Source organism: Sulfurospirillum arcachonense DSM 9755 (genome assembly GCF_000597725.1).
GTDB lineage: Bacteria > Campylobacterota > Campylobacteria > Campylobacterales > Sulfurospirillaceae > Sulfurospirillum_A > Sulfurospirillum_A arcachonense.
The window spans coordinates 40,071-58,149 of record NZ_JFBL01000017.1; the positions used below are offsets into that span (position 1 = coordinate 40,071).

14 protein-coding genes are annotated in these 18,079 nt (G+C 30.5%); all 14 read left to right on the forward strand.

The annotated features are described in order from the left end of the window. Entirely contained in the window at positions 1–1,728 is a 1,728-nt protein-coding gene (locus K354_RS0111975; protein ID WP_024955739.1) for a hypothetical protein, read from the forward strand. Between the two features lie 83 nt (positions 1,729–1,811). Further along, complete coding sequence (locus K354_RS15045) at positions 1,812–1,958, forward strand: hypothetical protein (protein WP_156928237.1); 147 nt, start codon at positions 1,812–1,814, stop codon at positions 1,956–1,958. A gap of 183 nt (positions 1,959–2,141) precedes the next feature. Beyond that, a complete protein-coding gene (locus K354_RS0111985) occupies positions 2,142–3,014 on the forward strand; it encodes a hypothetical protein (protein ID WP_024955740.1) in 873 nt (290 codons plus the stop codon). Beyond that, entirely contained in the window at positions 2,998–3,930 is a 933-nt protein-coding gene (locus K354_RS0111990; RefSeq protein WP_024955741.1) for a hypothetical protein, read from the forward strand. Before K354_RS0111985 ends, K354_RS0111990 begins: the two co-directional genes overlap by 17 nt. Further along, complete coding sequence (locus K354_RS0111995) at positions 3,927–4,319, forward strand: hypothetical protein (protein ID WP_024955742.1); 393 nt, start codon at positions 3,927–3,929, stop codon at positions 4,317–4,319. Before K354_RS0111990 ends, K354_RS0111995 begins: the two co-directional genes overlap by 4 nt. Then, positions 4,316–4,726 (forward strand): hypothetical protein, encoded by a 411-nt coding sequence (locus K354_RS0112000; protein WP_024955743.1) that lies wholly within the window; start codon positions 4,316–4,318, stop codon positions 4,724–4,726. Before K354_RS0111995 ends, K354_RS0112000 begins: the two co-directional genes overlap by 4 nt. Next, positions 4,710–5,492, forward strand: a complete 783-nt coding sequence (locus K354_RS0112005) for a hypothetical protein (protein WP_024955744.1) — start codon at positions 4,710–4,712, stop codon at positions 5,490–5,492. Before K354_RS0112000 ends, K354_RS0112005 begins: the two co-directional genes overlap by 17 nt. Next, entirely contained in the window at positions 5,479–7,269 is a 1,791-nt protein-coding gene (gene gspD / locus K354_RS0112010) for a type II secretion system secretin GspD (RefSeq protein ID WP_024955745.1), read from the forward strand. Before K354_RS0112005 ends, gspD begins: the two co-directional genes overlap by 14 nt. Continuing rightward, positions 7,259–8,737, forward strand: coding sequence for a GspE/PulE family protein (locus K354_RS0112015; protein ID WP_037940770.1), 1,479 nt, complete (start codon positions 7,259–7,261; stop codon positions 8,735–8,737). Before gspD ends, K354_RS0112015 begins: the two co-directional genes overlap by 11 nt. Beyond that, positions 8,738–9,952, forward strand: a complete 1,215-nt coding sequence (locus K354_RS0112020) for a type II secretion system F family protein (protein ID WP_024955747.1) — start codon at positions 8,738–8,740, stop codon at positions 9,950–9,952. It abuts the gene before it with no gap. 138 nt (positions 9,953–10,090) lie between these two features. After that, entirely contained in the window at positions 10,091–10,651 is a 561-nt protein-coding gene (locus K354_RS0112025) for a hypothetical protein (RefSeq protein WP_024955748.1), read from the forward strand. A gap of 10 nt (positions 10,652–10,661) precedes the next feature. Beyond that, entirely contained in the window at positions 10,662–16,715 is a 6,054-nt protein-coding gene (locus tag K354_RS0112030) for an RHS repeat domain-containing protein (protein WP_024955749.1), read from the forward strand. Positions 16,716–16,756: 41 nt separating this feature from the next. After that, positions 16,757–17,101 (forward strand): hypothetical protein, encoded by a 345-nt coding sequence (locus tag K354_RS0112035; protein ID WP_024955750.1) that lies wholly within the window; start codon positions 16,757–16,759, stop codon positions 17,099–17,101. A gap of 1 nt (position 17,102) precedes the next feature. Next, positions 17,103–18,079 (forward strand): hypothetical protein (locus K354_RS14350; protein WP_217994607.1); only part of this gene is annotated, 977 nt, incomplete at its 3' end.

Here is an 18,079-nt window from a genome sequence, read left to right on the forward strand (position 1 = left end):
ATGAATAAAATTATTTTATTATTACTTATAACTACAGTTTCACTTTTTGCTCAAATAGATGAGTATAAAACAGATATATACTTTGGAAATGGAGTTTGGAATAGTCCAGAGGCAGCACGTTTAAGTAGAGATGCTTTAGAAAATCGTATCAAAATGGATATTATAAAAGGTGATGAAAAACTAGAAAAAAAGTATGGTAAAGTATATCTCTCATATAATTGGGAGAGAGGAGCAATGGCTGATGTATTAGAAACTTATTATCAGTTAAAAGAAGCTGGTCAAGTAAATAATTTAGACTTTTTTACCGTTATTTATGCTTTAACGGGAGGGAATTTGATACTTTCTGCAAAAGCAACAGGGGCATTGATGGTGAGTATGCCATTTTATGCAGATGTTGAGCAGGCAAATGTAGATGAAATGTTAGAAAAATATTATGATACAAGTTTTTCTAAATCTCATAGAGTATTGTTAATATCTCACTCACAAGGAAATTTATTTGCAAATAGAGTGTATAACTCTATAACTCCAAAGGAATATCAAGAGTATTTTGCAAATATTCAAGTAGCAACTCCTGCTGAAAAAGTAAATGCAACAAATAATAGCTATATTACTCTGTTTGGTGATCCTGTTATCAATCCTATCCCTGGAAGCTTGCCAGGAAATGTTACGGGTGATATGGGGCATGAGTTTATTTCAGCTTATTTAGAGCAAGAAGAACCATATAATAAACTAATTGCCGATTTAAATATCCTTTTACCTATATTGGATAAAACTATATCCCAATGGCAAACAAAAGAAGAGTTGAACTATGGTACAAAAGATTATCGTATAAAAGTAGAACATAGATTTGATCCAAGCGTTACAGTTGATACAGAAGTTTATCCATTTGACCCAGCTAAAAAACTTTATTTTGTAGAAAATCCATATAACACTTATGTAAAAGGTGGATATGGTGGAACACAAATTTTAGATTTTTGGGAAGGACAAAAAGAAAATCAGTTTTATAAACTCGAAGGAACTAATCCAGTAGAGTATATAGAAGAAGTTATCGAATGCAAAGACCCATCATTGTTTGAAGTTATTTTTCATCAAAATATAAATACAAAAGATTGGAGAGTAACTGTTAAAAACAATGAAACGAATGAAACAGTAGAAGGTGTATATCCATTTAATTTAGAAGGTTCACTGTATCAATTAGAATCAGGTGAGTGGGTAATAGCTAGTTGTGATGGTAAAAGTATAGTAGATAGCTGGGAAGGTCAGAAAGAACATGAAGTATATAAACTAATTGAAACAAATGAAACAATATTTACTTTAAAAGATTTTGTATTTAAAAAATATGCAGGTACTAGGCCATTGTTGGTATATAGATATATTGTAGCACCTAAAAGTACATATGATTCTATGATTTATTGGACATGGTATAGTTATGACCTAGGACATGTATATTCTCCGCGCTTTGATACTCATAGAGGACAAATTAGTTATCTTGAAGGATTAACTATTCTTCAATCAAGAAATAATATACTTGGTTTGGTTAAATCAATATATGAAAATGGACGATACTATCATTCAATGATAATTGAGGAGCTTTCAGAAGAAGTTGCTTGGGATAGAGATGGCATCTATCCGCATAGCTCAATTACTACAACGACTCCATTATCTCGAAATGAAGTAATTGCCTTATTTGTACGTCTTGGAATTAATAATGGAATAGACCCACATTAGAATTAATAATAACTTTTTACATTAAGTAAATATTATGTATACTTTAAGCTTTATTTACATGTAAAAGGTTTTTGAAAAGATTTATGAAAAAAGGTATAGCTTTACTTATCAGCATAGGCTTTATTGCAGTGTTTACAGCTTTGATAGCCTATGTCTTTTCTCTATCAAATAAAAGCTTTGAAGAGATAGAAAGAGTAGAGTTAAAAAACCAGAGTGCTATTATCTTTTAAGTTCCGGTGACAGTTTACTTAATTATTTAGAATTTATATAAATTAGCCTTAAAATTAAAGGTGGCAAGATACTTTAACCAAAGTAAAAAATATATATTTTAATAATCTATTTTATAATTTAAGTACATTTTTTGTATACTTAATACTTTTAATATTAAAAATCAAGGGTTATTAATAAGAAGTATGAAAAAAGGCATAGCATTACTCATTACTATAGGTTTTATAGCTATTTTAGCAGCGCTTATGGCGTATATGTTTTCTATATCAAATAATACATTTGAAAGTATAGAAGATATAAAGAGTAAAAGCCAAGATTTTATCTTATATAAAGATATAAAGACCATACTCGATGAGCGCGCGAAAAGTTTAACAAACAGTGAAGATTTAACTACTTTTCTTTTGGGTATTCCTTCTACGTTTGATAAAAAAACAAAACTTCGTTTGTCTGTAGAGCTTGAGTCTTTAAGTAACAAAGTTAACATAAACTCTTTGCTTTTAAAAGATAAAATCGACACTTCTATAAGTACTTTTTTAAAAAGTGTTTGTGAAGAGTACAATGTACTTGATGCAACTTTTTTTACCAACTTAGTGTTAGATACGATAGATGAAGATAGCATTTCACGAGGTGCTATGAGTGAGATAAACCAAGAAGATATAAAGTTTTCAAATGGACGAATAATGAGCAAAGAACATTTTGATATTTTGATAAACTATTATGCAGAAAAGTCAGGAGATAAAAACATACTAAATGTTCCTTGGGAAGAGCTTGTCTACTTTGGTCCTTTAGCAAAAAGCACTATAGATTGTGATAGGATGAGCGAAGAGCTTATAAAGATACTATTACAAAGTAACGAAAGTTTGACAAGTTGTGAAGAGATAAATACTCCAACAGCAAAAAAGTTTGCACAGCAGTATAATCTACAAGCATTTAGTAATCAAAGTAGCTATTATGTTTTAGCGACTATAGAGTATGAGCTGGAAAAAAAAGTGAGTAAAGTATCTTTTATGTATGATATAAAAACAAAAGAGGCAGGTAGTATTGACTTTGTTAACTAAATCAAAAAAACCTAGTTTTCTTATAACAAAAAACTTTTCTAAAAAATTGACGCAGATGTCAGACTTACTGTTGTCTCCAGAGTTTTATTGGGTAAAAAAAGTCACTTTAAATGTAAAGTTTGCTTATGAAGTAAAAAAGATGGCAGAGTCTATTTTTGATGGTTTTCTTCCTAGTGGTGATTATGAATACAAGGTTTTCAAAGTTGCACCAAATGAGTATATTTTAGTTGCATACGATATAAAACTGATACAAGATGAGCTGATACAGCTTGGTATTGATATGGATTTTGTAGCAAACATATATACGCTCCAAAGTGAGTTTTTACAAATAAATGCAAAAGTAGATGAAGAGTTTGGACTTGCTACATGTAAAGGTGTTATTGTTTACTCTGCTAGTAAGCTTTTGGATTTAGAGGATGCTTTACATGTAGAAGAGTTACTCGAAGACAAAACTCTCTCTAAAAATTATATATATCACTCAAAAAGCAAAAAGAACTCTTTAGAGTATTTTAATCTCATGATATGGTTTGTTTTGATTTTAAATTTAGTTGTTTTGCTCGATACCATCAAACTCTATAAAGATAAAAAATTTTTAGAAAATCAAAAAAATACGTTTATAAAAAAACACAATCTCCCTAGTACTTCATTTCAGATAACAAGTATGAAAGAAGAGTTATCTTTCATAGAAAAAAATCAATTAGGTTTTAGAGATGCTATTTTGTATATAAACAAATTTCATTTTTTAAAAGATGAGCTTTTTGACTCTGTATATTTTAAAAACAATGTGATTGTATTTTCCGTTTCATTAGAGAGTAAACAAAGAGAAGAGATACTAAAAAAATATATATCAAAAAAATTGACTATTTTAAAAAGTAAAAATGAGAACAAAAGTCTAGTTGTGGAGATTCAACTGTGAATGATTCTATAAAAAGAAATATAATTTTGTTTTTTTCAGTAACATTTGTAGTTGGGGCTATCTATCTTTATAAGACAAGTTTGAGTTATGAAAAAAGTATGGAGAGTTTTAAAGAGTTTAAAAACAGATCAAGTGAGCTTATCCGTTTGCAAAAAAAATGGGGAAACCACAATACAGATAAAAGAAAACTACTTCAAATTACAAGGCAGATAAAACCAACAAAACAGATAAAAAGCAAAGGTAGCCAAAAACTTACTTATGAAAATTTAAGTAAGCCAAGTTTAGAAAGATTGGGAAGACTTTTACTAAATTCTCAGTTAAATATAAAAGAGTTAAAAATAGAAAAAGTAAATAAAAAAGTTCTTTTACATGTAGAGGTGGTTTTATGAAAAAAACACTTTACTTTACTCTTTTAGTATTAGTTTGGATTGTAGTGCTTTTTCCTCAGGATGTTATCTGGAAACATCTTCAACAAAACCTGAGAAAAAATCATGTAGAAGTAAAAGCAAACAAAGTAGATATAAACCTTTATTTACTTTATAACAAAATAGATTTAGTAAATCTAACACTTTTTAAAAATATACATGTAGATAGGTTGAAGGTGAGTTATACTCTTTTAAATCCTACAAAGATAAAACTTCATGGGGAGTTAGAAAACAAGCCTTTTGATGGCGAGATAAATCTAATAAATAAAAATGGTTTTGTGCTTTCAAAAGAGAAGTTTTTCAAAAATAGTTTACTAAAACGATATTTCAAAAAAGATACAGAGGGGTCAAAGTATGAATTTACTTACTAATTCAAAACTTATCTCTCTTTTTTGGTGGATTTTTGCACCAGTTGTAGTAGCAAAACTTTTTTTATCTGTGGGAGCTTTTTTTTTGGATACAAATACATATGAGCCTTTACATGTAAAGAAAACAAATACTCTACATATATATAATCTTCCAAAGTTTTATAAAAAAGGTAGTTTTAGATCGAACACAGTAAGAAGAGTTAAAAGCTTTAAAAACATGCACCTAAAAGCTTGTTACATAGAAAGTGGTAAAAAGTTTATAGTGGTAGAGGAAAATAAAAAAGTATCTTTTATAAACCTTGAGGAAGAGTACAAAGGTGCAAAACTTATAGAAGTACACTCAAATGCAGCTGTTTTTATGCAGCAGGGTAAAAACATAACACTAAGTATGCAAGAAGATAAATCGCAAAAAAATAGTATGAAGATATATAAAGACGAAAGCAATGATGAAAAGTATATAAATATAAAAAAAGAAGATTTTCAAAAATATATAAAAAATCCTAAAGAAGTAGTCAAAGATATACGCATAAGAGAGATTATACAAGACAATAGTTTTGAAGGACTCAAGATAACTTTTCTTAGAAAAGGTTCTTTGTTTGATACGATGAGTTTAAAAAAAGAAGACATTATAAAAACGATAAATGATAAAAACATAACAGGAACAATAAGTTTAATGCCTTATTATAATAACTTGAAGAATAGTAGTGCTTTGAAGATAGGTTTACAAAGAGATGGAAAGATGAAGGAGATAGTGTATGAGATTGATTAGTTTTTTGGTTATATTTGTTAGTTTTTTATGTGCCAGTCAAGATAAAGTAGAGATAAATTTTAAAGATTTACAAATCAATGAGTTTGTAAAAATGGTATCAAAAATAAGCGATAAAAATATACTATTGACATCTAAGATTACGGGTAAAGTAAACTTTATATCTGTAAAACCTATAAAAAAATCTCAAATATATGATTTGCTAATCAGTGTTTTAAAAAATAAAGGTTATACCCTAGTAGACAGTAGAAGTGGCTATTTACAAATAGTTAGAAGTAGTGACGCACTCAAAGAGTCACCACCTTTTAAAGGGCAGAGTAATCTAAATCAGATTCAAACAGATATCATAGGTATCCAAAATTTATCAGCGGCTCAAATGTTCAAGCAAGTCAATTTTTTACTAAGTAAGTATGGAAAAGTTGCTGTTTCACAAGAAGCCAATAGTTTAGTCATAACAGACTATCCAAAAAACTTAAAAAGCATACGAACTCTTATCAAAAAACTAGATTCACAAAAAAAGATGGATATAGCGTTTTATACTCTTCAAAATTCAAAAGTTACTTCAGTAATGCCAAAGATAAAAAATATTGCAAACAGTATATACAACCAAAAAATGCAAAGTCAAAAAGTAGATCTTTTTGCAGATGAGGGAACCAATACTCTTATACTTGTTTCAAAACAAAAAATCATAGATGAATTACTTTTACATGTAAAGACATTAGACAAAAAAGATGCTGTATCTGAGAGATATCTCAAAATTATAAATTTAAAAAATTCTGATGCAAAAATTGTAGCAGAAACTTTGAAAACTATCATTTCAAACAAACCAGTTGCAGATAATAAAAAAATAAAACAAGATTTAAAAAAACCAACTTTTACAGCGGATGAAGAGACAAATACCCTTATTGTTTATGCTTCTAGTGAGGAGCTAAAAGAGATAACTATGCTCATCAATGCATTAGATATGCCAAGGCAACAAGTTTATGTAAGTGCAAAAATAGTAGAGATAAGCGATGACAAATCAAGTAAAATCGGTGCAAAATACGGAGTTGCTGGAGGACTTGCAAATGTTTCTGGATTATATACTTTTAGTGCAAGTCTTGGTGGTCCTGCTATCCCTTTAAGTTTGGATGGTTTTGAGTTAGATAAACCCTCTCTTTCAAAGGGTTTAGCACTAGGAGCTAGTATATCTTTACTAAACTCAAACGGAGCGGCAAATGTTCTTTCTGAACCATCACTACTTTGTGTCAACAACTTAGAATCTTCAATATACGTTGGTAGAACAGAATCAATCATCTCTGAAGGTAGTGTGGGTGCTACAACAACAGATGTAACAAAAAACACATATACTAGAGAAGATATAGGTTTGACTCTAAAAGTAAAACCTCGTATTTCAAATGACAATAAAGTACTTTTAGATATAAAAGTGACACTAGAAGATATTTTGCCAGGAAGTGAACAAGGTATGCCAACTACTACAAAAAGAGATGTAGCCACAACTGCGATAGTTAAAAATGGTGAAAGTATTATCATAGGTGGTCTTGTTCGTGATAAGCGTAGTAAAACTATTTCAAAAGTTCCATTACTTGGGGATATTCCTCTTTTGGGTTATGCCTTTAGACATGACGAAGATACAAATGATAAAACAAATCTTGTTATTATTTTGACTCCATATATAGTAGATAAAAGTTCAGATTTATCATCTTTGAGAGAGATTTTGGCAAAGTTAAATAAGATAGAAAATGATTTTACAGAGAATATAATTAAAAATGAAAATTAAAAATATAAATACATTTGAAAATCTAAACCTATATCCAGATTTTATTGAAAACATAAACTCAGAATTATTGGTCAAAAATCATCTTTTATTGACTTGTATTGAAGAAAAAGCATATGCTATATTGGATGAAAATTATTTAGCGGAGGGGTTGAACTATCTTGCAAAATTATCTTTACATGTAGAGGTAGCTTTTTTAGATGAAGACTCTTATGAGAGGCTTTTTCATAGGTATTTAGAACATAAAAAGGACAATGATTTAAATAGTTCTTTTAGTGAAGACGAAAAAGAAGATTTTTTAGAAGATGATTTGTCTTTATCTGAGTTTTTAAAAACTAGTTCAGATATACTCACAAATGAAGAATCAGCACCAATCATCAAGTTTGTTAATTCACTTTTTTACCAAGCAATCAAGAAAAATGCTTCAGATATACACATAGAAACTCATGATGATAGAGGAATTGTACGTTTTAGGATCGATGGAGTTCTTGTTAAACATGTAGATTTAGATAAACATATTATCAATCTTATTGTCAACCGTATAAAAGTTATCTCAAACTTAGATATTTCAGAAAAAAGAGTACCCCAAGATGGTAGAACCATAGTAAAGATTGCAAAGAAAAGTTTAGATATAAGAGTTTCTGTACTTCCTACTTATTATGGAGAAAGAGTGGTTATGAGGATGCTCATGGATTCTTCAAAAATACCTACTTTAGAAGAACTTGGATTTGATGAAGATTTAACCCAAAGTTTTAGAGCACTCTTATCTCATTCATATGGCATGATTTTAGTTACGGGTCCTACAGGAAGTGGTAAGTCAACAACACTACACTCTTTTTTAAAAACAATAGCAACACCAGAAAAAAACATAATCACAGTAGAAGACCCAGTAGAGTATAAAACCAACGATATAAATCAGATTCAAGTCAATACTAAATCAGGACTTACATTTTCTTCTGGTTTACGTTCTATTTTAAGACAAGACCCTGATGTTATTATGGTAGGAGAAATTAGAGATAGTGAAACTGCTAAGATAGCTATCCAATCGGCACTTACAGGGCATCTAATGCTCTCTACTCTTCACACAAACAATACAACAGCAGCTATAACTAGACTTGTAGATATGGGTATAGAAGAGTTTCTAATCAGCTCAAGTCTTCTTGGAGTTTTAGCCCAAAGATTAGTAAGAAAACTTTGTGTACACTGTAAAAAAGAAGATGGAGAGTTCTTTACTGCGACAGGATGTTCTCATTGTAATTTTACTGGATATGCTGGAAGAGTTGCTGTTGGAGAACTGTTTTTAATAGATGATGATGTCAAAAGTATGTTAAAAGAGGGCATGAAAGATTTTGAAATACGTGAAGCTATGCAAAAAAAAGGTTTAGTTTTACTCTCTTCAAAAATTGAAGTTTTGGTAAAAGATGGGACAACAAGTTTGCAAGAGGGTCTTAGAGTAGGGATGAGAGACTAAATGCTTTTTAAATATAAAGGTTTAAACAAAGAAGGTTCAAAAGTAAAAGGAAACCTAGAAGCCTACGACCTAAATGAAGTCAAAGTAAAATTAAAAAACCAAGGTATCATCTATAGTAGTCTTCAAGAAATAAAACCAATTTTTAAAAAAAACTTTTTTACAAAAGAGTTACCAGCTAAAAAACTATCATCTATATGCAGAAACTTATCTATCTATCTAAAATCTGGTGTTTCTTCAATAGTCTATGCTGTAAAACTAGAAAAACAACAGCACCAAGATGACAAAAAAATGGTAGTTTTTTTTGATTCGATAGAAAATTCATTGGAAGAAGGAAATAGTTTTTATAATACTTTAGAAAATCAAAGTATATATACACTGCCAAGTTTTTTTAAACAGTCTGTTAAAGTAGCAGAAGAGTCAGGAACACTTGGAGTCGTTTTAAAAGAGATGTCCATTTTTTTAAAAAACCAAGAAAAGATAAAAGGCAAGATTACCAGTGCTATGGCTTATCCTCTTTTTATTATTATGGTTTCTTTTTTTATGGTTGGTTTTATGTTAAGTGTTGTGGTACCAAAAATCACAACGATGTTTGATCAGTTAGACCAAGAACTACCAAAAATCACCACTTTTGTTGTCTCTTTAGGAGATATAGTCAATGAAAACTGGGTGGGTATCTTGATTGTTTTTTTTACAGTTTTATTTATATTTTCGTACATGTATAAACATATAACTAAATTTACTTACCAAGTTGATACGTTTCTTTTAAAGCTTCCACTATTTGGGCAGATAATTCAAACTTCAGAATTAGCAAAATTTTCATATATAGTCTCAGTTCTCATAAACTCTGGAGTAACTTTTGTTCAAGCTGTAAAACTCTCATCTAATACTATCAAAAACAGACTCATAGCCACTACTTTTCAAAAAGCTTCAGATGAGCTTGTAAAAGGTAAAAAACTATCCAATGCTCTTTCAAAACAAAACTATAACATCGATAAATCTTTTATACAAGCTATCGCTTTAGGTGAAGAGACAAGCCAGATGAAAGATATCCTTCAAAATCTCTCAGAATTGTACAATCAAGAGAACGATGACAAGATAAATCTTATGCTCTCTTTACTCGAACCTGTACTGATACTTTTTGTAGGTATTATCATAGGAATCATAGTAACAGCGATGTTACTTCCTATCTTTTCTATGAACTTGAATATGCAATAAGATTTAATTATCTTATAAGTTATTATATAATAGACTGCTATTTTTTAAATATATTTTTTAATAATAAGGCTTAAGTTGCATAAGAAAAATATTCTTACTATCACAATATTACTACTGATAGTAGGAGTGTTGAGTTTTTTGCTCTATCAAGACAGTGACGATATGTCTCAAAAGAGTACTAAAAAGACCAACGCAGTTATATTGGACAATCCACATAAAACCTTAGAAAAAGCCACTTTAAAACAAAATTTAATAGATTTAAAAAAGATGCTTGCACAAACTCAAAAGATGTTAAAGTCTCATAACATCAACAATCCAAATACTATTATAAGTAATCATGAAATAGATAAACTAGTAAATTTAGACTTTGAAAATACAAAAAAAGAGAAAAATAAAACATTAAATAACACTTTATATAAAAATGAATCAAACAAACAAGAACCAATATATAATATTGAAAAAGAAGAAAAAATACAAACTGAAGATACTTTACAGCAACAAACAACTTTATCTTCTACCACAACATCATCTTCATTAACTCCGATTAACAAAACAAGCAAAGAAGATGTAAAACAATCAGAAGATGAAAAACCAAAAATAGTACCAGATCAAGAAGTACAAGAAGAAGTTACAAAGTTAAAAAAACAAATCGAAGACGTAAAAAAAACAATTGAAAACATAAGTTCAAGCACACAATAAGGGTTAGAAAATGATAAAAGCTTTAAGTTCTAAGGGCATAGTTTTAGTTTTATTGATACTCTCAATAAACGTATTTGCATCACAAACAAAGATGCATGTTTTACAACCATGTAATAACACACAAGATATATACAGTGTAAACTCTCTTTGTATAGATGGTGAAAAGATAACAAGAAAAAACTTTTTAGATACTTATGGTGGAGATGAAGTCCAGTACAGAACAAAGAGCTCTAAATACACAAGTATAACTTCAAAAGCAGTTGGAAATAAGACTATTTGGGAACTTACAAATCAAAATGGACTTACATTTAGCTACTCAAGTGCGACTTCTACTAATACAATAACTAAACTGACTTTTGCTGCTGTCACATATACTGGAAATGGAACGAGTCAAGATATAGTTACAGGCATAAGCAGTGTAGACTTCACAAAACCTAATAACGGTAGTGGCTACTGGCATGATAGAGCTACTGGCGATGGTGTAGTGAAAAATGATGCTGGAGATATAGTCGAAAGTGGTGAGATAGAAGTTAATACCAGTAAGGTGCATATTAAAGGTAGAAGTGCTGTTTCAAATAATTTTACTTTTAATGGACTATTCGGTGCTGGTAGATATGTTTATACTGATGTATCAAGCGCTGAAGGCTCAAATTTAACAACATTAAGTGGGTATAACTCTAATGGAGTTTCACTTGGAACTAATCCAAATATTACTGGAAGTACAAAGACCTATATCCTCTATCAAACACTATACACTCACATCAAATGGGGATTAACTAATCAAGGGAAGAGATATATAGAAGCATATAATCCAATAACAAAAGATACTATGATACTATATCAAGGAAGCGGAGTAGCTGGACATGAAATACCACATAGTGTTGGTGCTAAGTTGGATATAGCTATTGTTAAAAATTTGACAACAGTAACAAATTGGGATGTTAAATATAACGATATAGCTGGAGATTATTTATTATTAGATTTAACTAATGCTAAGAATAACTCCTCTACATTATTTCCTAGTGGTTCTACTTCTGATTTAACTATGGTTGGGAGCTCAATTGGTCAGAATACACTAAATCAAACTTTTGTTATGTACGGCAAAGCTAAATCCAAAACTTGGGCTATAGTAGAATATACTGGAACAGGTACAGCTGGCAATTTTATAGAAACTAAAGATATAGATGGAGTAGCTAAAAAACCAGCTAGAATTATCATAAAAGGTCTCAATGTTAACCCTTGGTTTGTATTTGATAATCAAAGAGGATTTGGTGTAGGAAATGACTCTTTAATTCACCTAGAAAACGCAGAAGCTGAATATGCTGGGTATGACTATTTTACTATTTCTAATGAAGGATTTACATTATCCTCTGGTAATGATAATGTAAATACAAGTGGCATTAACTATATAGCCTTAGTAGAATTCGACACAAACGCAGATGGTGGAGGGAGTTATACTACAGAAGAAGAAGCAATAACCATTGCAGGTGAGAAAGTATATAGACTAATAAGTATAAAAGATGCATCAAACAACATCAACATCCCTATTGCAGATTCAGAAGTAACTTTTTTATACAACATAGAAGTAGATAAACAAAATCTATCTCAAATCATTACAACCAACAAAGAGGGTTTAACTTCATATTATGATGTGAGTTATGATGGTGATTTGCTTGCAAGCATCACAAGTGCAACAGGAGCTAAAACCTTAACAGAGTATCTTTTAAAAACATATAATTATAATGACCAAGGAAAGATTCTAAGAGAAACGATAACCGGAACAAACATTGAACCAAGAGTTACAAAGTACGAATACAAAGAGATAAATGAAACTTTTAGTAAAAAAGAGATAAATCCACTAGGTCATATTATTACAAAAGTATACGATGCAAATGGAAACTTATTAGCTCTTACAGATGCAAATGATTTAACTACAACTTGGACTTATGATGAACAAAACAGAGTTACACAAGAGACTAAACCAGATGGCAACACAATCTCGTACGTATACTCTACAGATGATTTGATAGAAAATGCAGCATATAAAGTAAGTATAACTTCAACTCTAAATCCTGAAGTCATAAAATACTACGATGTCTATAACAAAAAAATCCAAACTGTAAAGATAGGATTTAACGGCAGATATATACTTGAAGATATACTTTATGATGAAAGAGGAAGAATCGCTTCATATTCTCTTCCTTATTTTAAAGGAGAGAAAGCATACTTTATCAATCTTACATATGATTTACAAAATAGAATCACAATCGTAGACAAACCTGCAGTTGACGAGCAAAGAGCAGTTACATCTTATGTATACAATGAAGATGGTACGATAAGTATAACGTATCCAGATAACAGAGTTGAAGTGGTACGTGAAGATGGAAAAGTAGATACTATAACATATACATATGATGTTTTAGGAAACCTCATAAAAACAGTTGATACCAATGGGAAGACGACTAATATTAGCTATGATGCATTAAATAGAATTGTAAAAAAAGAGGTACTTTCTAATGCAAATCAAGATATAACATACAATGTATACGATAGAGCAAACTACGGCATAGGTAAACTTGCTTATACTAAATCAGCAGAGTATAAAAAAGAGTATTTCTATGATGAACTAGGAAGACTAAAAGCAAACAAAGAGCTTATAGAAAATAAAACATTTACAACACAATACACGTACTTAGCAAATGGAAAGTTAGATAAAACAATCAGCCCTGATGGATTTGAGAGTATCAATGAGTACAATGAGTATGGATACCTAAGTGCAGTCAAATCGCCAAAGAAAAACTCTTCTGAACTTAGCGCAACAGATTTACAAGACTTAGTAGCTTCAAACCTAGCAAATGAGTATACTTTATATACGGAGTATATTGAACTAAAAGCAAAGGTCAACTACTACTCTCTTAAAAAAGTAGTCTATGAAACCTTGGCTCCAAAATACGCTACGATTGATCCTTCTATACATGAACAACTCAATGAAGTAGCAACTTTACTTGGTGAAACTATAGTACTACTTCAAAAAAGTGTTAGTGAGTATGAAAGTGTACTTGCAAACTATAAAAGTATAAGAGAAAATCAACTCTTAGCACAGCTTACAAACTCAAGCGATGAAGATAATTTTAAGTGGTTAAATGAAACTATGAAAGACCAAGCAAAACAATATGCTAGTCTAGCAACGATATACGTAGATAAGTCAAGCGCACTTTTAGAAGGTATTATCACAACACCATCTCTTTTAGAGGATGACTTAAATATAGACCAAGATTTGGTGACGTATTATAAAAATCAATCAAATGAGATAATCGCATATGCAAATAATTTTTACCAACTAGCATCAAACTACTTGGTAAAATATACAGATCTTAAAAAAGGAAATGGTTCACTTCAAGATAACTCATATTTAGGTATGTTTGACAATAGTGAGTTTAAGTACTTTTATAAAATCATAGACGAAGATCCACTAGGAAGAGTTATAAATGCAATCTATGGAAATGGATTAGTAACGAAAAAAGAGTACGATAGTGCGAGTGGCAATCTTCTAAGAATCACAACAGGTTACTATGGAAACAACGATATAAGAGATATCCAATACGCATACGATAAAAACAATAACATCATCACTAAATACGATGTAAAACAAGACTTCACACAAACATATAAATATGATGCAACAAACAGACTTATTAGTGCTTCAAATGTTGGAGAGAGTTTTTATGTAAATCTAGTTTACTCTTATATAGACCCAAGTCAAAGTAGCTATACATATGATGTAAATAACAATACTTTTACAAAAACTACTGACAATACTCTTATAGGTTTAAACAAACCAAATCTTATAGAAAATGATTCATCAAAAGTAGAAACTCTGTATTCAAAAGATGGGCAAAGCTATAAAAAAACAATTACTATCAATGATGAAAATGCAACATCATCATACAAGATAAATAAAAGCTTTATGTACAATCTCAAAGCTGCAAATACAACATATAAAAACCTTATCTATGTAAAAGGTGTTCTTGTAGCTATACATGTAGAGGATGATATAGGAGGGTTGATTGTTCCAAGTAACTATTATTTGCATAAAGATTTATTTGGCTCACTAGATTCTATAACAAATGAAGCAGCGATACTAGAAAGAAACATAAACTATAGACCATTTGGTGAACCAAGCGATGTCTCTTGGGCACAAACTTTTGTACCTTCAAAAGATATTACAAGTATAGGTTATAGAGGTTTTGAGCATAACTATGATTTTGGATTGATAGATATGGGTGGTTACATGTACGACCCAATCGTAGGGAAAAGTTTAAGTGACAAACTTTTTATCTATGCAAATCCTACAACATATATGGATGCTACACTAGAAAACTGGAATAAAAACTTTTTAGATATAACAGATGCTAAACCACTATATAACATAGAGATGAGTAGAAAAATAAACTCTTTAAGTTCTTTTTCAAATATTTATATAGGAGAAGAGAGCCCAACAGATACTAGTAAAATCTGGTACCATCCAAATGAATCCGGAGCACTTGATATATACGTTTATAACAATGGTGAGTGGGACAGTATGGGCTCAACTGGTTCAATAGACTCTGAAGGAATCATCAAGGCAAACTCTCTTGAACAACTCAATACACTCCCTTGTTTTTACAAAGACAAAGGTTTTGTAGACCTTCAAAATGGTCAAAAAAATGCATATACATGTACAGCTGAGCAAACATGGCAACTAGGTGGGGAGTTTGTAGGTACATATACCCTAATAGATATGGTTACAATATACAATGATGCAACTGAAGGAAGTAAGATAACGGCAGTTTTATCATCTATAGGAAATAAAGAGTTTATTAAAACTGGAAATGTATGGAGTGCTGATACTATTCAAGTAGCAAATAATCCAGCAGGCAGAGATAGTTTTACAACTCTAAACTCTTCATTTACTTACTATCTTCTAAACAATGACTGTACAGCAGATACATGTAATGGAAACTCATCAAACTCATATTATAGCGGAGCTTTAGTAGATGGCATGTACTCTTTTAACTACGTCTCAACCGGTAAGCATAAAAACAACTTAACAGATGCAACACCAGTAAGCTCAATAGCACAGATGTATACCGACTCTCCAAATCTAGCACTATTTAATAATCAAACATATTTAAAAACAGCAGACAACAAAGGAAACAGTTGTTATAAAAGAGAGGATGGAGTTTTTATAACAAAAGCAAATGTAAATCTGCCTGAAGCTTTTGTAGAAGAGGGTATAGTAAACCTACCAACAAGTGACAGTTGTGAAAATGCAGTCTTTGTAAACAATGCATTGGCACTTGCAAGTTATACTGAAGCTACAGACTGGGCAGATGCACCAAATAGTGTTAAAGTAGCAATTGGTGGAACTGAATATACCCATATAGTTAATGGCACTCAAGACTTTTGGACTGATAACGCAACTGGAGATGGACAGATAAGTGCAACGTTTATTTTCACTAAAGGAGATAGAGGAAACCTTCCTACTCTAACACATAACCTAACTGCTATCACCAAACAACTTGGAACACAAGCAAACTACACAACTACGGGTTTAGCATATGCATCTGATACTAGTTTTAAGCAGTGGTTTTATGCTACTACAGGAACTAGAACAAATAATATGGAAGATAACCCTTGTGTTACATTACCAATTTCAGAAGCGTGGAGTACAGATTTTAGCAACAAAAGATGTCAAAGGCAAGTAAATGAGTCATATACAGAAAGCTTTTATGTAATTATAAAAAAAGCAGTATCTAATGGTTCCTCTATAAAAAAGAATTCTACGGGTGAAACATGTTATTTTTATGCAAACTGGAGTGATAGGTGGCATTCAAATGAAAGAAATTCTAATTGGAGTAGTGCAAGCTCATCGCAAAAAAGCTGCATCAACAATATGGGATATAGTAATTTTTTATCATTTAATGTTTTATACGATATTAACTCAGCTTCAACAAGGAGCGCAACAATGTCTGCTACAAGAACAAAACTTGTCTGGAAATATAGAAATTTTACTTCTTTTTAATTAAAGTTAAGATTTTATAAAAAGTAATATGAGGAAATAAAATGAACAACATAATAAAAATAATCATAATCTCACTCATAACAGTAATAGCCTACCTAGGCTATTCACTGTTAACAAAAGATAGTTCTGTTCCAGAGAATCAAATCACAAAGGAGCAGTTAAACTATGCTCCTAAAAAGATAGATACTAAAAAAACAGATGAGACATTAGGGAAACTTAATCAGGAGTTAGAAAAAACAGAAAAAATGTTGCAAAAGTTTCATAAAACAGATGCAAATAAAAAAGTAAAATTAACTCAAAAAGAAGAAGCAGATATAAAAAAGCTTCAATTACAGATTGAACAGGTTAAAAAAACTATAAACAATATAAGTGAAAAAACAAACTAACATGAGATTACTAAAAATATTTGGTGTCATTTTATTATCAGTTCTTTTAAACACTTCACTTTACGCATCTATAGTAGGTGCTACAAAAGGGAGTGTTGATGTATCAAGTGGTAGTTTAACCTATGACCTTGAAATCATCACCCCAAAAGGAATTGCAGGATTAAAACCATCTGTAGGGATAAACTACAACTCTTCTTCAAACATGAACTCACTTTTGGGTGTTGGATTTTCTCTTGCTGGATTGTCCTCGATAACAAAATGCAACGAAACTCTTTTTAGTGAAAAACAAGATAGCTCTCGAAGTTTTAATTACTGTTTAGATGGACAAAAGCTTCTTTTGGTAGATGATTCAAATATCTATGGTAGTAATGGAAGTGAGTATAGAACAGAGATAAATTCTCAAAAAAAGATTATAAAAAAAGACGATTTTTGGATAGTTTACTCAAAAGATGGACTTATATATGAGTATGGAAATACCCAAGATTCAAAAGATGGAAATGCCTTTTATAAAATAAACCAAATAGCAGATAGGTATGACAATAAGATATATTTTAAGTATGCAGATACAAATGATGAACAATTTATCTCCCAAATATCATATGCAAATAACAAAATAGACTTTATATATGAAGACCGACTTGATAAAAAAACAATCTATTCAAGAAGTGTAAAAGCAAATATAAACAAAAGATTAAAAGAGATTTCAGTAAAAACAGATGAAGAGGAAGTATCTTCTTATAAACTTTTTTATGAATACAATAACGAACAATCAAGAATAACATCACTACAAGAGTGCTCTATGAAAGAGTGTTTAGAGCCTGTTGATTTTATATGGGAAGAGAAAGAAGACTTAAACTATGCTCCAATGGAACTCTGGCTACCAAATGGAGAAGGTACGTATACAAATGATTATATAACAGGAAGTAATACTTCAGGTGTATATAGTGCATTGATGGATATGAATGGCGATGGATTACC